Genomic DNA, 23,713 nt, shown 5'->3' on the forward strand with positions numbered 1-23,713 from the left:
TTGGCTGCATTAGCAGCACAAGCCAAAAGACCGATGAAAATAAAACCAATACACTGGCTTCTTTGTTAAATATGAGTCCGATCTCAGTATAGAAAACAGCACAAATCCCCATTAGTATAAGCGCGATTATCACTGAATATTTGCTGATCTTTTTACTCAGTTCCCAAAGACTCACATAATCTTTCGCGCCTAATAGTCTTCCTCCAATTGCATTTCCTGCATTGGCATAGCCATCTATAAAGAAGGCAAAGAATAACCAGATGTTCATTAATATACTTTGCGCTGCAATATAATTTCTTCCATAATCTGTAGCATAAGCATTGGCGAGATAAATGGCAAAATTTAAGGCAGCCGTTCTTATAAATAAGTTACCCGCCATAAGTAACAAACCTTTTAGCCTGGGATTAATATGAAAACTCAGTTTTAAATTGAAGGGTGTTTTCTTAAAATAGAACCATAGCGCCATCACCAACATAACAGCCTGCGCAGCTAAGCTTGCGTAAGCAGCTCCTTTAAGATGCAGAGCAGGAATAAGATCTTCTACTCCATAAACTAACAAATAGTCTAACACAACATTTACTAATGCACCCGTAAGACTACATTTCATTGCCCATAAGGTGTTTTGCAGACCTCTAAACACTCCAAAGATCGCGAAGGTCACCAATGTAAGCGGATATCCAATTGCTCTTATTTGATAGTATTCTTCAGCGTAATTTAAAATAAGTCCTTCGGCATTATAACTACTAAAAATAGCTTTGGCAAAAAATGCAGTAATTGCATAGATGAGAATACTTAGCAGTAGATTAAAGAAAATTGCCTGCGGAATCAATGTTTTTACCGCGTGTATTCTATTAGATCCTAAATGTTGAGAAACAATAGAGGAAATAGCAGTTTTTGTTTGTGCTACTATCCAAATAATGGCCGATAGAAATGATCCTACAATCCCAGCTGCTGCCAGAGCTTCAATAGGATTTTTATCTACATTCCCAATAATTGCAATATCGGTTAAGGAAATAAGCGGTTCTGCAATCCCTGCGATAATTGCTGGGATAGCAAGTTTATTGATGTTCTTAAAACTGATTACAGAAGAAGACAAGTGGTTGTAATTGGATTAGAACGAGTTCTTTTTTAATACCAGCTCATAACAATGAAACGGGGCAGCACTCTGCTTTGGGAAGTAAATATCTTCTAATTTTTTATAACCTCGAGCCTCATAGAATTTTTGATTTCTTTTATTAAGGCTGAAGGTATCTAGTCTAATAGATTTAAAGTCTAGTTTTTTGGCAAATTCTTCGGCAAAATCCATTAGTTTCTGGCCATAGCCTTCTCCCCAACTATCGGGATGGATTGCAAGTCTGTGGATATATAGATTTTTTTCTGAGGGAGTTATCCAGGAAACATTATTATACTCCTCATCCATAATTTCCGAAAGCACTATGATCCCTAAGATCTGGTTGTTTTCTTCAAAGACATATAATTCATTATGATTTATATCTTGCTGAAGCTTATCCAGGGAAGGATAATGTTCATTCCACTGAAAAATGCCTAATTCCTGCATTCCAACTGCACAAGCTTCAGTAAGCTTTTTTGCTTTTAAAAGATCTTCTTGAGATGCTTGTCTAATATTCATGAGCGAGAAAGTTGTAGTGCTAAAATTAAAAAACCATCCCGAAAAGGATGGTTCTATCCCTCACTGAGGGTTAAATTTACAGAGATTTGTCTCTACTTATCAAAAGTAATTTCAAATACATACCTTTTGGACTTGCCATAAAGTTCTTAATTGTGGAGAATATCGGAGTCGAACCGATGACCTTTTGGCTGCCAGCCAAACGCTCTAGCCAACTGAGCTAATCCCCCATATTCGATTTCAAAGTTAATCAAATATTTATATGGCAAAAAATTATTTTAAACTGTGAGATTATTCTCTTTTAGAAACTGCCTGTTCGTTCTCGTTTATGAATTTTAAGGTTCCATCTATAACGTAGCGAAAATTTGTTGGGAGTTCATTGCTGTTCCAAGGATGCGATACGTCATATACATGATCTGATCCTTCTACCAATAAAAGCTCTGAATCTGGACTCCAATCAAATAATTTTCCCGAGTCACTTAAAGGCACTGAGGTGTCCTTGCTGCCATGAACCACTAAATGAGGAATCTTTAATGCTTTTGTAGCTCTAGAAATAGTTAATCGCTCTCTATTCTCTTTAAAATTTGTATAAAACTGAAAATGATGAGGTAGCTGCTGTTTCGTTCTTGTATTCACAATATAACTTACTCCTTTCTTTTTCCAAGAATCTAATGTATCTCCCGATGGGAACCTCGTAGCAAAGTCACTTACTGAAGAAAAAGTAACCAATCTTGTGATTCTTTTTTCTTCTGCTGCTTTAATAATACTTATTCCACCACCTCTGGAGTGACCTATAACAGTAACATCTGAGGTGTTTAAGTTATCCTTATATTTATTGTTGGCAAAGAACAACCAATCTATTATAGATTGTAAATCATCCAATTCTTTAGTATAATTATTATCTCCAAATGCTTCAATATCCAAAAATTCTGTCAGATTTTCTGGAGTTGTTCCATTATGAGAGAAATTAAATTTTAAAAAGAAAATATCCTTTTTTGCAAATTCTTCAGCCATTAGATCCCACGCGCCCCAATCTTTAAAGCCTTTATAGCCATGACAAAAGATAACTATTGGTTTTGCTTTATTATTATCAGAATAAACCAGATCTGTTAAAATTGGTCTATCGTGCTTTCCTGTGATTTGAATATTGTTCTTCTTAATAAGCTCCATAAGATGGTTTTATTTCTTTTTCTATAAATGGGATGTCCGGGTTGCAAATCTCTAAAATCAGTTGTGATAATTGTACCTGAAAATCATTCAGAATTTCTTCTGTAATATTTGTTTTTTTAATTGGTTTTCCACCTTGTTTTTCTTTTAAACTAAATTTTAAAAATCCTTCTTTCAAATTCTTAAAGGAAATCACTCCGGCTTCTACTTCGCCAGTGTTATTTGTGTTGTTCAAAAGCATTGTTGCATAGGTTAAAACTTGAAAAGGTTTAGAATATTTATCATAATCTGAAGTGAGTAATTCCCAATCTGTTATTTCTAACTGATTTTGCAACACCTTGCCAGTCTTATAATCTACAATTCTCAAAACTCCGTCTAATAGATCCACCCGATCCACCTTTCCTCTAATGCTTACAGGATAATCGAGTTCTGGAATGGAAAGTGGGGCCGTTAAGTTAGATTCTACCTCTTTGATAATAATGTTTCTACCAGCTTCCAATTCCTTGATTTCCATATTCAGAAAATTGATAACATAACGCTTAGCAACTTCAAAAATGAGAAAGTTTTTCCCTAAGGTCAAAGGTGCTTTACTATAGGTTTTCTCAAATTGAATCTTCACCTCTTTGGCGGTTCCTTTTTTAAGCTCCTTTAATCTTTCTATGCTAAGTGCTTTTCCTATAAATGGCTTATAAAAAACTTCTAAAGTATCATGCACTACAGTACCTAAAGTGTTGTAAGCCACAGTTTCTTCAACCTCTTCTATATCTCTAATTCCTAAAATGTATTGCTTATAAAAGTCTAAAGGATTTCTAATATAAGTGGTTAGTGCAGAAGGTGAAAATCCGCGACCTGCTAATTGCTTTAATTTTTCTAGAACTTCAGGAGTTTTTTTAATTTGCTGAAGCTCATTTACAACTACTGGTACTTCAGGGGATATTATGGAAGTACTTATTTTATGAGCAGATTGTTTTTCGTGCAGTAATTGCAATAAGAACCTACTTTTTTCACTTCCCATTTGGCTTTCAGTATCTGTGTCATGGAGTAAATAGATTTTCTTGGCTCTGTGCAACAAATGGTAAAAGTGATAAGTGTAAATGGCATCTTTCTCTTTGTAAGTAGGAAGATTAAAGGTTTTTTTAAGATCGTAAGGGATAAAAGAATTATTGCTTTTTCCTGCTGGTAAAATTCCTTCGTTTACAGAAGTAAGAATTACGGTTTCAAAATCTAGCCCACGAGTTTCTAACATTCCCATAAGTTGCAAGCCCTGAAATGGCTTTCCTTGAAAATCTAATGATTGCTGACTACTAAGTTCACGGAAATACTGAAGCAGCGAAACTAATGAAGTAAAATGTGGGAATTCTGCTATTAATTCAGATAGTCTTTCTACAACAAGATGATAGTGATATAAGAACTCTAGTGATAAGCTGTCTTCGTCTTTATCTAATAGATCTTTAAAATGTTCTATAATAGTTTCGAAGCTTCGTAAAACGTGATCCGGCTTAAGCTTCACGTCTGTGAAACAGGCGGAAATTAATTCTTGTTGTTTAGCTGGAAAAAAACCTTCTATTTGCTGCTTGCTTAGATAAAGAAGATTTTCAGTTTTAATCTTATTGATAATCTCTTCCGATCTGAAATTAGTCGACTTAATTATAAGAGGCGAACTTAAAATAGCAATCACATCTTTGTAGTAGATCTGATTATTTTCTATTTGATATATTTCGAATAACTTCTCGAAAAAACTTGAAAACACACTATACTTTAATGGATATCCCATTGTAATATTTAGGGCCTCAATATTTGACGGAATAGAATTTAACATTGGTAATAAAAGCGACTCATCACCCAATACTAATGCGGTAGAATTTAATTGATCCTTGGTTAATTCTGAAAGCGTTTCAGCTACAAACTTAACCTGACCAATATTTTTTGGAACTCCAATTATTTCAATTTCCTTTTCAGAATTATAGGTATTGGAAACAAATTCAAATTCGTTGGTTTTATAATAAGGCCAATTTTCAAGGTATTGCCTTATAAATAATGACGCATCATGATTATTGTCCTTCAAAAAAACTTCATCTATATCCCAGTATATCCTCGCCTTATTCGCCAGCATAGATTGAATAATGTGCTGCTCTGCATTGTTTAAGGCATTAAATCCTAAAAAAATATAATTTTCAGCATTTATCAGGGCGAATTCATCAATTTTTTCTGCTGCGCGCCTATAAATTAAACCTTGATAACCTTCAGATTTATTTAATAAATTCTCCTTGAGGAGGTTGTAGTATTCAGGTAATTTTTTCCAGAATATTAGATAATTCTTAACAATGTCTGTTTGGTTTTCACCTAAAGACCAGTGATTAGTGTCCTGAATTTCGAAGAGATAATTAAAGATTTGTTTTGGATCTATTAAATATCTGTCAATTTCATTAAAATCATGAATAAGAGTTTGTGCCCAGGTACCAAAACTTTCGAAATCTTCTAATTTCTCTTTTGGAGTGAGCTCTTTATAAACTGCATATAATTCGAAAAGGGAGTGTACAGAATCTATAGTTTTTAACTCGGAAACTTTTTCAGAAAACTCTTCAATACTAATTACCTCTGGGGAGAAAATAGGTTTATCCACCAAGTTTGCAAGTTCTTTTCTAAGGTAAGCCCCAGCACGTTTGCTAGGCAGTACAAAGATCAATTTAGAAATGTCTTTATCCTGCGAAAGGAGTTGTTTTAAGATTTGGGTGATAAAAGATGTCATAGGCTAAAAATAGAAAACGCCCCGATTCTTCGGGGCGTTTTTTAAAAAACTTTAAAGCTTTTTTTATACTACTTGTTATCTGTAGAATCTTTTTTAGTTTCTTTAGTTTCTTTCATTTCTTTGTCTTTATCCAAAGAGATGTTTACACGTCTGTTATCTTGTCTTCCAGCAGCATTTTTGTTAGTTGCAATTGGTCTAGACTCACCATATCCTTCAGAAGTTAATCTGTTTGCAGGGATACCGTTAGATACTAAGTATTCTCTAACTGATGCAGCACGTTCTTTAGATAATTTCAAGTTGTAATCATCACCACCTTGAGAATCTGTATGTCCTTCAATATGGAAAACTGTGTTAGCATACTCATGCATAATTTCATGAATAGCCTCTAAAGCTTCTTTAGATTCTGGACGAATTGTAGCTTTAGCTGTATCAAACAATACAGTTTTAGAGTATTCGTTCAATTCTTTAATAGCTTCAGCAGTTGGTTCTGGACATCCGTTGTTAGCTACAGTACCTGCAACTTCTGGACATTCATCATCTTTATCTAAAACACCGTCACCATCCTTATCTTTGAAAGGACAACCTTTATTTTCTTTTGGACCAGCTTCGTTAGGACATTCGTCTTCACTATCTTTTACTCCATCACCATCGGCATCAGGACATCCATTCATAGCAGCAATTCCTGCAACAGTAGGACATTCATCTTTTGGATCAGCGATTCCGTCACCGTCAGTATCAGCACAACCGTCAAATTCAGCTAAACCAGCAACTTCAGGACAAGCATCTTTACGATCTTCAATTCCATCACCATCAGTATCAGGACATCCGTTGAATTCTGCTAAACCAGCAGTCTCAGGACATTCATCATCTTTATCATAAACTCCATCACCATCAGTATCTTTTCCTCCGAAGATTAATTTGATACCAGCAGCATGTTGAAAATGAGAATCTGCTTCATCTTTAAAAGCATGTTTGTAAGTAGACTGTACGTTGAAAGCTAAGTTATCTGTAAACCAGATATTGAAACCAGCTTTACCGTTTAAAGTTCCATTACCTTCAGAATCTAACCAGTTGTAACCACCACCAACTCCAAGTTGCGGGTCAAACCATCCATCGTTTAATAAAGCTCTAAGACTATAGTTAGCCATACCATCAACAGCATAGTAAGATAAGTCATTTACGCTTTGATCTCCGAAAGTATCTATTTGATTAACAGAACCTGCAAGCTCAACAACGAATCCACCACCTACGTATCTAGAAACAGAAAGTCTAGAAACAGAAGGAAGGATGTTCCATTTGTTAGTATCGAAGAATTGGTCTCCAAATCCTCCACCGGCTACGCCGTTACCAATCATTCCTGGAGTATCGTCACCGGTACCACCATAATTAACCGCGTTTACGCCAATTTCGATGGCCCACGGGTTGTTTTCGTCTTGTGCCTGCACTGAAGAGAAGCCCAAAACAAACATTGAAGCTAATAAAAATCTGCTAAGATGTTTCATATTTGTTGATTTAGTTTTAAGTGTTAATTGAAGCAAAAGTATGTGCAAATTCGATATTAACAAAGATAAAAATAATAAAGTTTTCTTAATTGAACCCTATATATACTGTATTTAGTGGGTTTTACTCATTTTTTATCCATTAAAAGAGCAAATTTCATCTAATTTCTGAACTATAAAATTAACAGAATTAGCCTTAAAAAATTAGAATAAATTAATATTTTTAACAATTAAGAGATTGGGTTAGTCTTTTAAATTACTTTTAGTTCTTTTCCTACTTTTGTAAAAGCAGCAATAGCTTTGTCTAAATGTTCTCTTTCGTGTGCCGCAGAAAGTTGAACTCTAATTCTCGCCATATCTTTTGGAACTACCGGGAAAAAGAAGCCAATTACGTAAATTCCTTCTTCTAGTAATTTATCTGCCATATCCTGAGATAATTTCGCATCGTATAGCATTACTGGTACTATAGCAGAATCTCCATCTATAATATCAAATCCAGCAGCCTTCATTTTTTCCTTAAAATACTTTGTATTATCCTCTAATTTATCTCTTAAACTTGTGTCGTTTTTAAGCATATCGAAAACCTTTATAGAGGCGCCTACTATAGAAGGTGCTAAAGAATTCGAAAATAAATAAGGTCTGGAACGTTGTCTTAAAAGATCTATGATCTCCTTTTTACCAGTTGTATAACCACCCATAGCACCACCAAGTGCCTTACCAAATGTTCCAGTAATAATATCTATTCTGCCTAAAACACCTTTTTCTTCCATGGTTCCAATACCAGTTTTACCAATAAAACCAGTGGCATGACATTCGTCTACCATCACCATAGCATCATATTTATCGGCTAAGTCGCATATTTTATCTAATGGGGCTACCAAACCATCCATAGAGAATACGCCATCTGTTACGATTAATTTAAACCTTACACCTTTTTCATTAGCGGCTTGCAGTTGTTTTTCCAGATCTTCCATGTTGCCATTTGCATATCTATATCTTGCAGCTTTGCAAAGTCGAACTCCGTCTATTATTGAAGCATGATTTAAAGAATCTGATATTATTGCATCTTCTGCAGATAATAAAGGCTCAAAAATTCCACCATTGGCATCAAAACATGCAGCATACAAGATAGTATCTTCCGTTCCGTAGAAATCGGCTACTTTCTGTTCCAATTCTTTATGAATATCTTGAGTTCCACAAATAAATCGGACGCTGGACATTCCAAATCCGTGAGAATCCATAGCGTCTTTAGCCGCTTGGATCACTTCTGGATGGGAAGAAAGTCCTAAATAGTTGTTTGCACAAAAGTTAATCACCTCTTGACCAGTATTTATTTTTATAGCAGCTCCTTGTGGAGAAGTGATAATACGTTCTTTTTTATAAAGCCCGTTTTCTTTAATTTCTTTTATTTCAGCTTGTAAATGCTCTTTAATTGATCCGTACATAATTTCAATTTTTTTCAAAAATAAACATCTTTAAACAATTGTAATGTTCACTTCTGTATTAATATATATCAGTATTTTTTTAAGACAGGTATATCCCATTTCACATAATAGGTTTTCATATTGCTCCATTTGAAGCTGATGCGACTTTTGGAAAGCACCTGTTTTATAATCTATAATGGTAACAAAATTATCTTTTATATTCAACCTATCAGGACGCAAAACCTCCCCATTTGGGCTTAAAATATTCTTTTCTTTAACTACTAAGGCTTCAGAAGTATAATACTCTGATAGCTCTGGATGTAGAATAACTTCTGAAATTAAATTCTCCAATTCCTGAAGTTCGATAACAGATAAATCTTCATCTTGGGTAAATTTCTTTATTGCCGATGCCATATCTTCTAAAGTATCTATTTCAGAAAAGATATCATGATATAAATCTCCCTTTATTATGGCTTTTTCCTGAAGAGAATCCCATAACAAACCAGATTTTGTCATTATTTGTACAGCATTATTTTGCGTAGATGATGAGAAAAAATTATTGTTCTTAAGATTCGTCGCGGTTTCTGAAGTTTTATAATTTTCTATTCTTTTCATTCCAAATTCGAATGTGTATTGTTCATCATTCCAAACTTTCCTGTCTTTTAAATATCCAATCAATAAGCCAGAAACCTTATTTTCATTTATTTCCCCTTTAGAGCTAATGTCTAAATTAGAAATTATATATAATTGCTGGGATGCTCTGGTAAATGCAACATATAGAACGTTTATACTATCAAACTCTGTTTTATCTAATAACTCTTGGTAAGCGTAGGCTTCTCTTTCTCCCCAATCCAGCATTCCTTTAGAGGCTTTTAAATAACCAATAGGAATATCATTTAATCCATCTGGCAAAGGCAACCATAAAGATTCTCTTGAAATATCCTGTAATGCGGAATTTGCAAAAGGGTAGATTACTATTGGGAATTCAAGGCCTTTAGATTTATGAATGGTCATTATCTGAACCGCATTATCAGATTTTGGTGCGAGGATGCTTAGTTTTTCGCTTTTTTGACTCCAAAGTTCCAAAAATTCTGAAACTCCAATGTTTTTATTATTTAGGGAATCAAACACAAAATCTAAATAAAATTGGAGATAGGCATCGGAATTCTTTATTAAAGAAAAGGCTCTTATAATATATTCTGCAGCTTCATAGATAGATAATATCTGAATTTTTTTAATGTCAAAATAAATATCATATTCTGCCAACCAACCAAAGAAATCCTGATGTACCTTTTCAAGATTTTCAAGAATTAATTTATGGGAATCCCTAATCCCTAATTTTTGAACCAGATAATTAAGCAGTTCCCATTTTATATTTTTATCATGAGGATTTAAGGAAGCAGTGAATAGATTGTTTATAAAACGAACTTCAGGAGAATTAGAAACCAATAGAGATTCTGAAGAAACTATGGATATACCTTCCTCATTTAAATAGTTGGCAATAGCGAAGCTTTCTTTTCTAGTCCTTGTTAAAATACAAATATCACTTCTGGAAACACCTTGCTTATCTAGATCTTTAATTATATCTAAAGACTTTATCGGGTGTAATTCTAATTCTTCTTCTTTCTTTTTAGCTTCTAAAAAAGAGATATTTACATAACCACCTTCTTGCTTGATTGGCTCCTGAGCACTTCCCATAAAAAGAGTTTTATAGGTGTTACTTTCAAATTTATTAGAAATGTACTGAAAGAATGAATTATTAAATTCCACCACTTCTTTTGCGCTCCTATAATTAGATGGAAGGTCTATTACTTTTTTTTCTACTTGGAACGGATTTTCAGCCATACAAAGTTCAATGAACTGTTCTGCTTTTCCACCTCTAAATCTATAAATGGACTGTTTTGCATCTCCTACCAAGGTTATATTTGCAGCTGGCTCAGTGTCGGATTGGATAGTATTCAGATTATGATCTGCTAATGGAATTATATTGGTCCATTGCATTTCTGAAGTATCCTGAAACTCATCTATAAAGTAATTCTTATATCGCTCTCCAAGTCGCTCGTATATAAAAGGGACTGGTTGATTGTTGATCTCTTTGGCTATTGTTGGATTAAAATCTGAAATTAGAACAAGGGAGCGTTCTTTTTTGATCTTATCTATCTCATTGGAAATCTCACTTAATAGGGAGAGTGGAATTATACTTTTATCTATAGCTTTTAGATATTCTCTTTTAAGAATAGCTCTTTTAGAATTATTAAAGAACCCAGCAATTTCTGATTGATGTTGATCTAAAACAGCTTTTTTGTCTTCACTTAATCTTTTTGGGTAGAGTGCGGAATCTTCAAGCTTATCCTGCCATTTAGCTCCAAATAATTTTATGAAGTTCTGATTTTCAATTTTAATGAAATACTTAAACAAATAACCGCCGTTAAAATCCTTTTCATTAAGATCAAATTTCGTTGCAAATTCAAAAAAGGATTTGGCGTATCCAGTGATATCTTCTTCTAATAAAATGATACCTAGTTTGATTTTTTCAGAGAAATCAGAAAAATCCTGAAGACTCTTACCTTTTAATTGTTGCACATATTGCTGCTGACTCTCACGAGTAAGCAATTTTGAGAAGGAAAATAGATCTCTACTAATGTCCCAACTTTTGTCATCATCGGTTTTATCTAATGTAAATCTTAAGAGAACTTTAGTTAGTTCTTTTTCTTCCCCTGTTCTATTAATAACTCGATCTACTGCTTCTTGTAGAATAAGATCTAAATTTAGTTCCACTTCAAAATTTACGGGAATACCAAGATCCTTGGCAAAAGTCCTTATTATTTTATGCGTGAACCTATCTATCGTGGAAATATCAAAAGCAGCGTAATTATGTAGAATATTCTTCAGGATTATTTGCGATCGTTCCTGGATTTCTTTCTTAGATAAATTTGTCTCATTAATAAGAAACGACATAAGAGATTTACTACTGTCAGGAGTTTCCTCTTTTGCCAAAGAACTTAATCCAACAATGACTCTAGATTTCATTTCTCCAACGGCTTTGTTGGTAAATGTGATTGCGAGAATATTTTTATAAGCATCATCTCTGCTGCTCTTTAAAAGTAATACCAGGTAATCTTTAACCAATGTAAAAGTTTTGCCTGAGCCTGCAGATGCATTATATATGGTAAACGTGTTTGGATTGATCAACTAAATGAAGTTTTATAATAGTTAGCAAGTCTAAATTAAAGGAATATGCTAATAAATGCATCCTATTAAAACATAATCTTTAAGTATTTTATAACACAAAAACATATAGATTAAATTCCTTAATGCCTAAATTTGAAACTATTGAATAAATATTAACTAAAAAATATATAATTATGGCTTTTGACTTACCAAAATTGAACTATGCCTTTGATGCATTAGAACCACATATAGATGCCAAAACAATGGAAATTCATCATGATAAGCATCATGCTGGATATACAAGTAAATTAAACGACGCTATTGAGGGAACGGATAATGAAGGAAAAACAATTGAAAATATTCTTGAAAATTTAGATATGACCAACAAAGCTATTAGAAATAATGGTGGAGGTTACTATAATCATAACTTATTTTGGGAAATTATGTCACCAGATGGTGGAGGAAAACCAGAAGGAGAACTTGCAAAAGCAATAGATGCTGCATTTGGTTCTTTTGACGCTTTTAAAGATGAGTTTTCCAAAGCTGGAGCTACTCAATTTGGATCTGGATGGGCATGGTTATGTGTTCATAAAGGAGGGAAGGTAGAGGTTTGTTCTACTGCAAATCAAGATAACCCTTTAATGCCAAAAATAGGATGTGGTGGAAAGCCGATCTTAGGGATGGATGTTTGGGAACATGCTTATTATTTAAAATATCAGAACAAGCGTCCAGATTATATTAATGCATTTTTTAATGTGATTAACTGGAAAGAAGTTTCTGCGAGATACGCTCAAGAAAAAGAGAAATAAATCTCAATACATATAATTAAAAAGGGCCGAGGAAACTCGGCTTTTTTTTGTTCACTATTGCGCATAAAAAAAGGTGGATGAGATCCACCTTTTTTTGCCCCAAATCTACCATGAACTTAACCTACTTATGCTATGGCTCTGCTAATATATATAATATAAACAGCTACGCAAACACTTTTAGACGAACAACCTAGATATTAGTTAAACGGCAGTTAAGTTGCTTAATATTGAGTAATACCTAATAAGCTCTTCCTTCGTTTCCTTCATAAAAGTTTATAAAAGCTCTGTTTACTACGCGGTTTCCTCCAAAAGTTGGATAGTTTCCTGTAAAATACCAATCTCCCAAATGGTCTGGACAAGCTTTATGAAGATTCTCTACCGTTTGATAAATGATCTTTACCTTAGTTTTTACTTCTGGCTCGCTTAATAATTCGGCAATTTTATCGGAGATCTGTTGATCTGTAAAGGGTGCGTAAACTTCTTTTACAAAATTCTTTACATCCTTATCCTCCAAGTGCTCCTGCAATTTGCATTTTTTATATACTTCTTCAATCAGATCATAGTTACCAGCATCTTTAAGAAGTTCTAATGCTGCTCTAAATGCAACTAAGCCTTCAAGTCTGGCCATATCTATTCCGTAACAATCTGGATATCTAATTTGTGGTGCAGATGAAACAACCACTAGCTGTTTCGGATTTAATCTATCCATCATTTTAATGATACTTTTCTTCAGGGTTGTTCCCCTTACAATACTATCATCTATGATGACCAAATTATCTTCTGGTTTCACAACTCCATAAGTAACATCATATACATGCGCTACCAAATCGTCCCGACTACTGTCTTCAGTAATAAAAGTTCGAAGTTTCACATCTTTAATAGCAACTTTTTCTGTTCTAAGTCTATGAGCTAGAATTTCTTTAAGTCTCTCATCTGTGAGATTTTCTTTTTCTGAAAGAATGGCTTCATTCTTTTGTTTATTCAATTCATCCTGGGCGGCTTCTACCATTCCGTAAAAAGATGTTTCTGCCGTATTCGGAATAAAAGAAAAAACCGTGTTGATGGTATCGTGATCTATAGATTTTAATACTTCTGGCATTAAAAGACGACCTAACATTTTACGCTCCTTATAAATTTCGGCATCACTACCTCTAGAAAAATAGATTCTCTCGAATGAGCAAGCTTTTCTTTCTAATGGCTCTAGAATTTGCTTTATAGAAACTTCCCCATTCAGCTTAGTGATAATTGCATGGCCAGGTTCTAGCTCTTTTACATCTTCAAAGTTCACATTGAAAACCGTTTGAATTACAGGTCTTTCTGAAGCAACAACTACAACTTCATCATCTTTATAGTAGTATGCGGGTCTAATCCCAGAAGGATCTCTAAGTACAAAAGAATCTCCATGTCCTAATAATCCGGCCATTGCATAGCCGCCATCCCAATCTTTTGCAGATTTACGCAAGATTTTTGCAACGTTAAGTCTATCTGCAATTAATGGAGAGGCCTCAACTTTTGTATAGCCTTCTTTTTTTAATTTTTTATATAATTTTCGAACTTCATCATCTAAAAAGTGCCCGATCTTCTCCATTACCGTTACGGTATCTGCACGTTCTTTAGGGTGTTGTCCAAGTTCTACCAGCTTGTCAAAAAGCTTGGAAACATTAGTCATATTAAAATTCCCTGCTACAATAAGGTTACGGTGCATCCAGTTATTCTGGCGTAGAAATGGATGAACGCTCTCAATACTATTCTTTCCAAAAGTTCCGTAGCGTACGTGTCCCAGATAAAGTTCTCCTATGTATGGAATATTTTTTTTCTGAAGAGATACATCATCAATATATTCTGGATGCTCAATTAATTCTGTATTAATACGCTCGTTAATCTGGGCAAATATATCCTGTATAGGTTGAGAGGCATTAGATCGTAATCTACTAATGTACCTATCTCCAGGTGCTGTATTTAATTTAATACTGGCAAAGCCCGCCCCGTCTTGTCCACGGTTATGCTGCTTCTCCATCATTAAATACATTTTATTTACTCCGTAAAATGCACTCCCGTATTTTTCTTTGTAAAATTCTAGAGGTTTTAATAGTCGGATTTGTGCAATCCCACACTCGTGTTTTAATGCGTCACTCATAACTAGTGCCTTTCGGTTTCAATAGGGTTCAAAAAAATATTAGTCACAAAAAAAACCCTGACATTACAGGGTTTTGGTAGGCGTTAATTCTATATCGAATTGTGTTAAACTCTGGAACTCTTGGAGGCGTGATTCTAATTCAGATCGTTTTAGATCTTCCATTCTCTCTGTTCCAAATTTCTCTACACAAAAAGAAGCTAAACTAGATCCATAGATTACAGCATTCTTCATGTTTTCAAAAGAAATATCTTCAGACTGTGCTAAATATCCTGTAAAGCCACCAGCAAAAGTATCTCCTGCTCCAGTTGGATCAAAAACTTCTTCTAATGGAAGTGCAGGTGCAAAAAAGATCTGGTCTTTATGAAACAATAATGCTCCATGCTCTCCTTTTTTAATTACTACATATTTAGGTCCCATTTTTTCGATCTTTCTAGCTGCTCTAACTAAAGAGTGCTCATCTGTCAATTGACGGGCTTCTTCATCGTTAATAGTTATTACATCTACTTTAGAAATCACTTTTTTAAGATCTTCTAAGGCATTGTCCATCCAGAAATTCATTGTGTCTAACACAACTAACTTTGGGTTATTTACCTGTTCCAAGACGCTCAATTGAACTAATGGATGAAGGTTTCCTAACATTACGATGTCTGAATCTTTAAAATCTTCAGGAACAACCGGGTTGAAATCTGCTAACACATTTAATTGGGTGTCCAAAGTGTCTCTGGTATTTAGATCGTTGTGGTATTTTCCACTCCAGAAGAAGGTTTTTCCTCCCTTTACTACCTCTAATCCTTGGATGTCTATCTTTTTACTAGTTAGAAGATCCATATGCTCTTGAGGGAAATCTTCACCTACTACAGAAACTATGGCGCTTTTAACGTTGAATTGAGATGCAGACAAACCAATATATGTGGCAGCACCACCTAAAATTTTATCGGTTTTTCCAAATGGGGTTTCAATTGCATCGAAGGCTACTGTGCCTACTATCAATAATTTACTCATAATTAAGTTTCAAAAATGTGCTGCAAATATACGGTTTGTTTTTCAAGACACTTAGCAATTTTGAAATATATGGGATCAATTTTTACATGTAGATCTATTCAGCAAAACCTACGTCTATAAGAAGACGTTTTTCTTTAGAAGCTGCCACTGCGAGAGTATCACAGCGTTCATTTTGAACATGGTTATTGTGACCCTTGATCCATTTAAAATCTACTTTGTGCTTTCTGTACTCTACAAGAAAATCTTTCCAAAGATCTGTATTCTTCCTGTCTTTGAATTTTTTTTTCTCCCAGCCAAACACCCAGCCCTTTTTTACAGAATCTACCACATATTTAGAGTCGGTAAATACCAAGATTGATATCCCTGGCTTTTTAAGTTTTTTTAATGCATCAATTACCGCCAATAATTCCATTCTGTTATTTGTGGTGTGTTTAAAGCCTTTGGAAAATTCCTTTTTATATGGTCTGCCCACCCATTCCATCACAATCCCGTAACCTCCGGGACCCGGATTACCTCGTGCGGCACCGTCTGTGTAAACGTGTACTTCAGGATTAATCAACTTTTGGCGATTTTAATAAATTCTCGATCACTTTCGGGAAATGCTTATGTTCTAATTCGTGGATCTTTTTAGTAAGACTTATTAGGGTTTCTGTAGTGGAGAGGGGAAACGCTTTTTGAAAGATGATCTGCCCATCATCATAATTTTCGTTTACATAATGAATGGTAATTCCGGTCTCTTTTTCATCATTTTCTAACACTGCCTGATGCACATTACTTCCAAACATACCTTTTCCACCATATTTAGGCAATAATGCAGGATGAAGATTTATAACCTTATTTGGGAATTTTTTTAGGATAGACGAGGGGAATAACCAAAGAAACCCTGCCAAAACTATAAGATCTGGATTGGTGTCTTCTAAAATATGCAGTATATCATTTGTATTGTAAAATGCATCTCTATCAAAATGAAGAGGAGTTATATTTAATTTATGCGCTCGCTCTAAAACTGGTGCTGAGCGTTTATTAGATAGTACTAATACTACTTCTGCCGTACCAGAATCCTTAAAATAACGTATAATGTTCTCAGCGTTAGAGCCTGAACCAGATGCGAAGACCACAATTTTCTTGGAAATTATTCTGTTTGATAGGGACAAAACTTCGATGTTAACAATTATTAAGTGTAAAAATAAAGGGTTTAATCGAAAATTCCGTAAATTCCCGTCACATTTTTAAACTAAAAACGGGTTTTAAAGTAAAGTTTTTTATTTTTGCCACTTAATCAAAATTAAAATAGAATATTATGTCAGACATTGCATCAAGAGTAAAAGCGATTATCGTTGACAAATTAGGCGTAGACGAGAACGAAGTTGTTACAGAAGCAAGTTTCACGAACGACCTAGGCGCTGATTCATTAGACACTGTGGAATTGATCATGGAATTTGAAAAAGAATTCGATATCCAGATTCCAGATGACCAAGCAGAAAACATTGCTACAGTTGGTCAAGCAATTTCTTATATTGAAAAAGCTAAATAAAAAAGAATAGTATTATATGGAGTTAAAGCGAGTAGTAGTTACAGGCTTAGGAGCCCTTACACCTATTGGTAACAATGTTGAAGAATATTGGAATGCATTGGTGGCTGGTAAGAGTGGGTGTGCACCTATTACCTATTTCGATGCTGAAAAGTTTAAGACTAAATTCGCTTGTGAACTCAAAAATTTTAATGCTCTTGATTTTTTCGACCGGAAAGAAGCCAGAAAGTTAGATAGATTTGCGCAATACGCAATTGTTGCGTCAGATGAAGCCATAAAAGACTCTGGAATAGACCTGAATGTTGTAGACAAACATAGGGTAGGAGTTATTTGGGGAGCAGGAATTGGAGGACTGGAAACATTCCAGGATGAGGTGATCAATTTCTCTGAGGGAGATGGAACACCACGTTTTAATCCATTTTTTATCCCTAAGATGATTGCAGATATTGCCCCGGGTAATATCTCTATTCGTCATGGTTTTATGGGAGCGAATTATACAACAGTATCAGCTTGTGCTTCTGCTGCTAATGCTATGTTTGATGCCTTAAATAATATTCGCTTGGGATATAGTGATGTAATTATTTCAGGTGGATCTGAAGCTGCGGTAACAAAAGCAGGTATGGGAGGATTTAATGCTATGCATGCTCTTTCAACAAGAAATGAAAGTCCCGAAACGGCTTCTAGACCTTTTGATGCAACCAGAGATGGTTTTGTATTAGGAGAAGGAGCAGGTGCTTTAGTTTTGGAAGAATATGAACATGCAAAAGCACGAGGAGCAAAGATCTATGCCGAGTTTATTGGCGGAGGACTTTCTTCTGATGCCTACCACATGACGGCACCTCATCCGGAAGGAATTGGTGTTGTTGCAGTAATGAAGAGTTGTTTGCAAAATGCAGGATTAAAGCCTGAAGATGTAGACGCAATTAATACTCATGGAACTTCTACCCCTCTAGGAGATGTAGCAGAACTTAAAGCGATTTCCAAAGTTTTTGGAGCGCATGCAAAGAATATTAATATTAACTCAACAAAATCCATGACAGGTCACCTGTTAGGAGCTGCAGGAGCTATTGAAGCAATTTCTTCAATACTTTCTATGAAACATGGAATTATCCCTCCTACGATTAATCATGAACACAAAGATGAAAATATAGATCCAGAATTAAATCTCACTTTGAACAAAGCGCAAAAACGTGATGTTAAAATAGCAATGAGTAATACTTTTGGATTTGGAGGTCATAACGCATGTGTACTGTTTAAAAAATTAGATGAATAACCTATCGCAATGAGTGTTATTCGAAACATATTAAATTCCCGTTCTTCTAAAGACGGGAATTTTTTTATAGAAATGCAAAAGATATTAGGCTTTAAGCCTAAGAATATCAATTTATACAAAAAAGCATTTACTCATAGATCTTTAAATCAAAAAGACGAAAAAGGAAATGCTATAAATTTTGAACGTTTAGAATTTTTGGGAGATGCTATGCTTAGTGCAGTTATAGCAGCCTATTTATTTAAGACAGTTCCTGGCGGTAATGAGGGCTATCTTACAAAAATGCGTTCTAAAGTTGTAAGCCGAAAGCATTTAAATGAATTGGGCAAAGACCTAAATCTAATTGGTCATGTGCAAACGAATATCCCTATAGATCAATTTGGAGCTAACATACACGGAAACCTTTTTGAAGCACTTATAGGAGCAATCTACTGGGATCGCGGATATAAGTATTGTAAAAAATTTATATTTGATAGAGTGATCATTCCTTATGTAGATATAGAGCAGCTCGAAGGACAAGTAATAAGTTACAAAAGCTTGCTTATTGAATGGTGCCAAAAAACTAAGAAAAACTTCAATTATGAGGTTTATGATGATTCCGGTAATGAGGAAATGAAACACTTCGCTGTAAAACTTAGAATTGAAGATAAAGTAGTGGCAAAAGCAAGAGCTACTTCAAAAAAGAAGGCTGAAGAAAAGGCGTCTAAAAGAGCCTATTATGCACTTCAAGCTAAGATAGATAGTTAGTAATGAATGGCTTCATACTATAACGTTTTCGTAATTATTTCGCAAAAAAGGTTCTAATTTCCTTAGAATTCTGTATTCTTATCCTATCTTTATCATTAAAGATTAAGAGTATGTTATCCCATAAATTGCTTTTGGATGATGTAGAGGATAGTTTTCATTTATTGGCCATACATAGTCCTTTAGAGGAATTTAAAATAGCCTTTCTTTTGAATACCAATCTGCAATTAAGCCTTAGACGTGCTCCTTATGATGTAGATTTTAATCACGGAGAGATACAGGCTTTATATCCGCTATTTTCTTTTAAAGAGCCAGCCAAGTATCGTACATATTACTTGTTCAAAAACAAGTATAAGGGATCTGTGAAAAAGGTTATAAGTTCGGGGTCGTTATTTGTAGAAGAAGAAATTTCTACTCAGCTCACGTACTTAATTCCAGAGTATAGAAAAGTAGATTATTTTTTAAAAATAGAAGATGATCTGGAGGAAGAGCATATTCAGGATCTTTTGAATGCCATTAGTAGGATTCCAAGAGTTATTACAACATATATAGTTGATGTAAATCAGCTAAAATCAAGAAACAATTTAATTGTAGATTAATGCCAGCAAATAAAAGAACAAAAATTGTAGCCACATTAGGACCAGCAACTAGCGAAAAATCTGTTTTAAAAGATATGCTAGAAGCAGGAGTAAATGTGTTCAGAGTAAATTTTTCGCATGCAGATTATGAAGATGTGAAGGAACGTATCCAAATGATTCGTGAGCTTAATGAAGAATTTGGTTATGCCGCGGCGATACTTGCCGATCTCCAAGGCCCTAAATTAAGGGTTGGAAAAATGAAGGAGGAAGTGGTGGTAAACCCTGGAGACCAAATCATTTTTGCCACAGGAAAAGAGTTTAAAGGAACCAAATCTCGTGTTTATATGAACTACGAGCAATTTCCAAGAGACGTACAACCAGGGGAACGTATTTTACTGGATGATGGAAAGTTGATGTTTGAAATTGTAAGCACTAACAAAACAGATGAAGTGGTTGCGAAAGTAATCCAAGGAGGTCCCTTAAAATCTAAAAAGGGGGTGAATCTTCCGAACACTAAAATTTCACTTCCCGCATTAACTGAAAAAGATATAAAAGATGCAATTTTCGCTTGTGAATTAGAGGTGGATTGGATTGCGCTCTCTTTTGTGAGGAACGCTGAAGATTTAATGGAATTACAAGAATTGATCAAGAAACACAGTGATCATAAAATTCCAATTATAGCTAAGATTGAAAAGCCTGAAGGCGTAGAAAATATAGATAAAATTGTAGCTTATTGCGACGGACTGATGGTGGCCCGTGGAGATTTAGGTGTAGAAATTCCTGCACAAGAGGTTCCGCTTATTCAAAAGCAATTAGTATTAATTGCTAAAAAGGCAAGAATTCCAGTGATCATCGCAACCCAAATGATGGAAACCATGATTACAAGCCTTACTCCTACAAGAGCAGAGGTTAACGATGTGGCAAACTCTGTTATGGATGGTGCAGATGCGGTAATGCTAAGTGGAGAGACTTCAGTTGGAAATTACCCGGTACAGGTTATTGAGAAAATGACACAGATTATTAAGAGTGTAGAAAACTCACCACTTATTAAAGTGCCACATGATCCTCCGCATGTAAGAACAAAAAGATATATCACAAAATCTATTTGTTTCCACGCAGCAATAATGGCTAATGAAATTAAAGCTAAAGCAATATGTACACTTACAAATAGTGGTTATACGGCATTTCAAATTTCAGCATGGCGTCCAGAATCAACTATTTTGGTATTTACTTCTAACCATAGAATATTATCTCAATTAAGTTTATTATGGGGAGTAAAAGCTTTCTACTATGATAAATTTGGCAGTACAGATGAAACTATAGAAGACATTAACAAGATAGCAAGTGATAATGGATATGCAGATAAAGGAGATTTTCTAATCAACCTTGCATCTATGCCTATTGCAAATCGCGGAATGGTAAATACCTTGAGAATTTCTGAAATAGAATAAAAATTTTATACATATTTTTAGCCACGAGTTCACAAGTGCTTTTTTGTGTACTTGTGGCTATTTTATTGAAGAAATACCCAGTTAGAAATCAAACTTTAACTGTACCGCAATTTCCTTCTCATTGTTCTGTTCTTCCTTTTTCACTGTATTTAAGTTAGAAAGTGTAATCCCCAAAAGACGAACAGAATTCTTCATTTTCTCCTGAAATAATAGCTCCTTCGCTGTATCTAAAATAATATCTTGTGAAGCTATAAAATAGGACAAAGTCTTGCTTCTGGTTTGCAGAGTAAAATCACTGTATTTTATTTTTAGTGTAACAGTTTTTCCAGCTACTTTACTTCTTTTTAATCTACGCTCGATTTCTTCGGCTATATTCTCTAAGCGCTCCATCATAAAGATCTCTGAAGCAATATTTTCATTAAAAGTCCTTTCCGCACCAAGAGATTTCCTAATCCTATCTGCCTTTACTTCACTAGTGTGAAAACCACGTACCACATTGTAATAATATCTTCCGCTTTTTCCAAAGTTCTCTGTTAGAAACTCTTCAGATTTTTCTTTTAATTGAATTCCCTTAAAGATGCCTAATAGGTACATTTTCTCGGCAGTTACTTTTCCTACACCATAGAATTTCCTAATCTGAAGTTGCTCCAAAAACTCTTCAACCTCCTCTGGGTTTACCGTTTTTTGGCCGTTTGGTTTATTAATGTCACTGGCGACTTTCGCAATAAATTTGTTAATAGAAATTCCTGCAGAAGCATTTAGCCCTGTTTTTTCTTTGATCTTTTCCCGAATCTCTTTTGCAATTAAAGAGGCACTTGGAATCCCTTTTTTATTTTCAGTAACATCTAAATAAGCTTCATCTAAAGAAAGAGGTTCCACCATATCTGTATATTCTAAAAAAATGGCTCTAATTTGATTGGAGATATCTTTATACCTATCAAATCTAGGTTTTACAAAGATAAGCTGGGGGCAATTGCGCTTTGCAATCACGCTACTCATAGCGCTTTTTACTCCAAATTTCCGAGCTTCGTAACTTGCTGCGGCAACAACCCCTCTATCCGAGCTCCCTCCAACAGCAATTGGTTTGTCCCGTAAATCGGGATTATCTAATTGCTCTACAGATGCGTAAAACGCATCCATATCTATATGAATTATCTTTCGAATTGGGAACTGGGTTTTCACGATACAAATTTAAGTAAACTTGAACAGCTCGGTATAAAGTATTAATATTAACTATGGATATCGAATAGTTCTGAATCTGCTATCTTTGAAGTATCAATATATTTAATGAATAATCAAATGGCTTAGCCTAGTTTTACTTATTAGCTATTGAAACAATTTGCGCATCACGCTTTATTATAATTGTGAAAAAATCAAAGAAATTAATATTATGAAAACAGCGATATTATTAGGAGCAACGGGACTAACGGGAGGTTATTTATTAAAAATTCTGCTGAATGATCCTAACTACAGCAAGGTGAAGGTGTTTTCTAGATCTAGTGTTGGGTTGGAGCATGAAAAACTGGAAGAGCATTTGGTAGATTTAATGAAGCTAGAAGATTATAAAGAAAGTTTTAATGCAGATGAAGTATACTGTTGTATTGGTACAACTAAAAGTCAAACACCAGATAAGAAAACTTATAAAAAAATTGACTTCGGGATTCCGGTGACTGCAGCTAAGATTTGTAGAGAAAATAAAATAGACACTTTCTTGGTGATCTCTGCACTAGGAGCAGATGCAAACAGCGGTGTTTTTTATAATAAAGTGAAAGGAGAGATGCAGCATGAAGTACTGGAACAAGGCATTGCTCACACTTATATTTTTCAGCCCTCATTAATTGCTGGAGACAGAGAAGAGGAAAGGTTTTTTGAGAATCTAGCCATTAAGGGAATGAAGGTTTTTAATAACCTATTGGTTGGTTCCTTGAAAAAATACAGGTCTATTTCACCTGAAACTATTGCAAAAGCAATGCATAATTGCGCAAACGCTGGCTATTCTAAAATATTGATCGAATCTGATGAAATTCAGAAATTAGCTTCAGAATAATTCTAGAAATTTATGATAGAAATTGAACGAAAATTTTTAGTGACTTCAGAACAATTTAAAACTGAAGCATTTAAAAGTTCAGAAATAAAACAAGGCTATTTAAACTCACACCCAGAAAGAACTACAAGAATTCGTGTTCTTGATAAAGAAGCATTCATCACAATTAAAGGGAAATCTTCTGATAGTGGATTATCAAGGTTTGAGTGGGAAAAAGAAATTGCGGTAGATGAAGCCGTGGAGCTTTTAAAACTTTGCGAGCCAGGAGCTATTGAAAAAGTTAGGTATTTAGTAAAATCTGATGAATTCACTTTCGAAATAGATGAATTTTTTGGAGAGAATGAAGGTCTCGTAATGGCAGAAATTGAATTGCTTTCTGAGGAAGATACTTTTGAAAAACCGAGTTGGCTAGGAGAAGAAGTGACAGGAGATCATCGATATTATAATTCTCAATTAAGTAAAAACCCTTTCAAAAATTGGAATAAATAAAACACATTTTGAAAGGGAAGC

At 34.5% G+C, this 23,713-nt stretch carries 20 protein-coding genes and 1 tRNA gene; 8 read left to right on the plus strand and 13 right to left on the minus strand.

Features of this window, described 5'->3' with window-relative positions; all coding sequences use genetic code 11:
- The 8 genes from I130_RS01310 to I130_RS01345 form a co-directional block, all read right to left on the minus strand.
- The coding region (locus tag I130_RS01310) for an MATE family efflux transporter (RefSeq protein WP_034917971.1) at positions 1–1,096 on the minus strand (1,096 nt) is incomplete at its 3' end.
- Between the two features lie 15 nt (positions 1,097–1,111).
- On the minus strand, positions 1,112–1,630 hold the full coding sequence (locus I130_RS01315) for a GNAT family N-acetyltransferase (protein WP_034917974.1): 519 nt from the start codon (positions 1,628–1,630) through the stop codon (positions 1,112–1,114).
- 153 nt (positions 1,631–1,783) lie between these two features.
- Positions 1,784–1,857: transfer RNA gene (locus I130_RS01320), tRNA-Ala, on the minus strand.
- Between the two features lie 61 nt (positions 1,858–1,918).
- Positions 1,919–2,797: an alpha/beta hydrolase family protein gene (locus I130_RS01325; RefSeq protein WP_034917980.1), complete on the minus strand. Its 879-nt coding sequence runs from the start codon at positions 2,795–2,797 to the stop codon at positions 1,919–1,921.
- Positions 2,784–5,543 (minus strand): PD-(D/E)XK nuclease family protein, encoded by a 2,760-nt coding sequence (locus tag I130_RS01330; protein ID WP_034917985.1) that lies wholly within the window; start codon positions 5,541–5,543, stop codon positions 2,784–2,786. Before I130_RS01330 ends, I130_RS01325 begins: the two co-directional genes overlap by 14 nt.
- A gap of 68 nt (positions 5,544–5,611) precedes the next feature.
- Positions 5,612–7,045 carry an OmpA family protein gene (locus I130_RS01335; RefSeq protein ID WP_034917989.1) on the minus strand — a complete coding sequence of 478 codons (1,434 nt, stop codon included), beginning with the start codon at positions 7,043–7,045 and terminating at the stop codon, positions 5,612–5,614.
- Positions 7,046–7,293: 248 nt separating this feature from the next.
- Positions 7,294–8,487: a glycine C-acetyltransferase gene (kbl, locus tag I130_RS01340; RefSeq protein ID WP_034917992.1), complete on the minus strand. Its 1,194-nt coding sequence runs from the start codon at positions 8,485–8,487 to the stop codon at positions 7,294–7,296.
- Positions 8,488–8,517: 30 nt separating this feature from the next.
- The gene (locus I130_RS01345; RefSeq protein ID WP_034917996.1) at positions 8,518–11,658 is read right to left on the minus strand and encodes a UvrD-helicase domain-containing protein; all 3,141 of its coding nucleotides are present in this window, start codon (positions 11,656–11,658) and stop codon (positions 8,518–8,520) included.
- A 173-nt stretch (positions 11,659–11,831) separates the two neighbouring features.
- Between I130_RS01345 and I130_RS01350 the strand changes: the two genes are divergently transcribed.
- Positions 11,832–12,446: a superoxide dismutase gene (locus I130_RS01350; RefSeq protein WP_034918000.1), complete on the plus strand. Its 615-nt coding sequence runs from the start codon at positions 11,832–11,834 to the stop codon at positions 12,444–12,446.
- Between the two features lie 238 nt (positions 12,447–12,684).
- Here I130_RS01350 and I130_RS01355 read toward each other — a convergent pair whose 3' ends face one another.
- From I130_RS01355 to purN, 4 genes are all read right to left on the minus strand, one after another.
- Positions 12,685–14,583 (minus strand): amidophosphoribosyltransferase, encoded by a 1,899-nt coding sequence (locus I130_RS01355; protein ID WP_034918003.1) that lies wholly within the window; start codon positions 14,581–14,583, stop codon positions 12,685–12,687.
- Between the two features lie 63 nt (positions 14,584–14,646).
- Positions 14,647–15,585, minus strand: a complete 939-nt coding sequence (locus tag I130_RS01360; protein WP_034918006.1) for a PfkB family carbohydrate kinase — start codon at positions 15,583–15,585, stop codon at positions 14,647–14,649.
- Positions 15,586–15,679: 94 nt separating this feature from the next.
- A complete protein-coding gene (rnhA, locus tag I130_RS01365) occupies positions 15,680–16,144 on the minus strand; it encodes a ribonuclease HI (RefSeq protein WP_034918010.1) in 465 nt (154 codons plus the stop codon).
- Positions 16,137–16,739 carry a phosphoribosylglycinamide formyltransferase gene (gene purN, locus I130_RS01370; protein ID WP_034918014.1) on the minus strand — a complete coding sequence of 201 codons (603 nt, stop codon included), beginning with the start codon at positions 16,737–16,739 and terminating at the stop codon, positions 16,137–16,139. The genes rnhA and purN overlap by 8 nt, the downstream gene beginning before the upstream one ends.
- Before the next feature lie 146 nt (positions 16,740–16,885).
- Here purN and I130_RS01375 point away from each other — a divergent pair, with 146 nt between their 5' ends.
- The 5 genes from I130_RS01375 to pyk all read left to right on the plus strand — a co-directional run bounded on the left by I130_RS01375 (position 16,886) and on the right by pyk (position 21,159).
- Positions 16,886–17,119, plus strand: coding sequence for an acyl carrier protein (locus tag I130_RS01375; RefSeq protein WP_010227409.1), 234 nt, complete (start codon positions 16,886–16,888; stop codon positions 17,117–17,119).
- 16 nt (positions 17,120–17,135) lie between these two features.
- Positions 17,136–18,389: a beta-ketoacyl-ACP synthase II gene (fabF, locus tag I130_RS01380; RefSeq protein WP_034918019.1), complete on the plus strand. Its 1,254-nt coding sequence runs from the start codon at positions 17,136–17,138 to the stop codon at positions 18,387–18,389.
- 9 nt (positions 18,390–18,398) lie between these two features.
- Positions 18,399–19,133, plus strand: a complete 735-nt coding sequence (gene rnc / locus I130_RS01385; RefSeq protein WP_034918023.1) for a ribonuclease III — start codon at positions 18,399–18,401, stop codon at positions 19,131–19,133.
- A gap of 110 nt (positions 19,134–19,243) precedes the next feature.
- The gene (locus I130_RS01390; protein WP_034918027.1) at positions 19,244–19,729 is read left to right on the plus strand and encodes an IPExxxVDY family protein; all 486 of its coding nucleotides are present in this window, start codon (positions 19,244–19,246) and stop codon (positions 19,727–19,729) included.
- Entirely contained in the window at positions 19,729–21,159 is a 1,431-nt protein-coding gene (pyk, locus tag I130_RS01395) for a pyruvate kinase (RefSeq protein WP_034918030.1), read from the plus strand. Before I130_RS01390 ends, pyk begins: the two co-directional genes overlap by 1 nt.
- 81 nt (positions 21,160–21,240) lie before the next feature.
- Here the strand turns inward: pyk and dinB are convergent, their stop codons facing one another.
- Positions 21,241–22,341 carry a DNA polymerase IV gene (gene dinB, locus I130_RS01400; protein ID WP_034918035.1) on the minus strand — a complete coding sequence of 367 codons (1,101 nt, stop codon included), beginning with the start codon at positions 22,339–22,341 and terminating at the stop codon, positions 21,241–21,243.
- A 208-nt stretch (positions 22,342–22,549) separates the two neighbouring features.
- Here dinB and I130_RS01405 point away from each other — a divergent pair, with 208 nt between their 5' ends.
- Positions 22,550–23,206 carry an NAD(P)H-binding protein gene (locus tag I130_RS01405; protein ID WP_034918039.1) on the plus strand — a complete coding sequence of 219 codons (657 nt, stop codon included), beginning with the start codon at positions 22,550–22,552 and terminating at the stop codon, positions 23,204–23,206.
- A gap of 12 nt (positions 23,207–23,218) precedes the next feature.
- A complete protein-coding gene (locus I130_RS01410) occupies positions 23,219–23,692 on the plus strand; it encodes a CYTH domain-containing protein (RefSeq protein WP_034918054.1) in 474 nt (157 codons plus the stop codon).
- Positions 23,693–23,713 lie beyond the last annotated feature (21 nt).

This window comes from Gillisia sp. CAL575 (assembly GCF_000403785.1).
GTDB lineage: Bacteria > Bacteroidota > Bacteroidia > Flavobacteriales > Flavobacteriaceae > Gillisia.

Excerpts from the sequence above, each read along its gene's own strand:
- I130_RS01315 (WP_034917974.1), bottom strand. The coding sequence starts at position 1,630 with ATGAATATTAGACAAGCATCTCAAGAAGATCTTTTAAAAGCAAAAAAG.
- I130_RS01325 (WP_034917980.1), bottom strand. The coding sequence starts at position 2,797 with ATGGAGCTTATTAAGAAGAACAATATTCAAATCACAGGAAAGCACGAT.
- I130_RS01330 (WP_034917985.1), bottom strand. The coding sequence starts at position 5,543 with ATGACATCTTTTATCACCCAAATCTTAAAACAACTCCTTTCGCAGGAT.
- I130_RS01335 (WP_034917989.1), bottom strand. The coding sequence starts at position 7,045 with ATGAAACATCTTAGCAGATTTTTATTAGCTTCAATGTTTGTTTTGGGC.
- kbl (WP_034917992.1), bottom strand. The coding sequence starts at position 8,487 with ATGTACGGATCAATTAAAGAGCATTTACAAGCTGAAATAAAAGAAATT.
- I130_RS01350 (WP_034918000.1), top strand. The coding sequence starts at position 11,832 with ATGGCTTTTGACTTACCAAAATTGAACTATGCCTTTGATGCATTAGAA.
- I130_RS01355 (WP_034918003.1), bottom strand. The coding sequence starts at position 14,583 with ATGAGTGACGCATTAAAACACGAGTGTGGGATTGCACAAATCCGACTA.
- I130_RS01360 (WP_034918006.1), bottom strand. The coding sequence starts at position 15,585 with ATGAGTAAATTATTGATAGTAGGCACAGTAGCCTTCGATGCAATTGAA.
- I130_RS01375 (WP_010227409.1), top strand. The coding sequence starts at position 16,886 with ATGTCAGACATTGCATCAAGAGTAAAAGCGATTATCGTTGACAAATTA.
- fabF (WP_034918019.1), top strand. The coding sequence starts at position 17,136 with ATGGAGTTAAAGCGAGTAGTAGTTACAGGCTTAGGAGCCCTTACACCT.
- rnc (WP_034918023.1), top strand. The coding sequence starts at position 18,399 with ATGAGTGTTATTCGAAACATATTAAATTCCCGTTCTTCTAAAGACGGG.
- I130_RS01390 (WP_034918027.1), top strand. The coding sequence starts at position 19,244 with ATGTTATCCCATAAATTGCTTTTGGATGATGTAGAGGATAGTTTTCAT.
- pyk (WP_034918030.1), top strand. The coding sequence starts at position 19,729 with ATGCCAGCAAATAAAAGAACAAAAATTGTAGCCACATTAGGACCAGCA.
- I130_RS01405 (WP_034918039.1), top strand. The coding sequence starts at position 22,550 with ATGAAAACAGCGATATTATTAGGAGCAACGGGACTAACGGGAGGTTAT.
- I130_RS01410 (WP_034918054.1), top strand. The coding sequence starts at position 23,219 with ATGATAGAAATTGAACGAAAATTTTTAGTGACTTCAGAACAATTTAAA.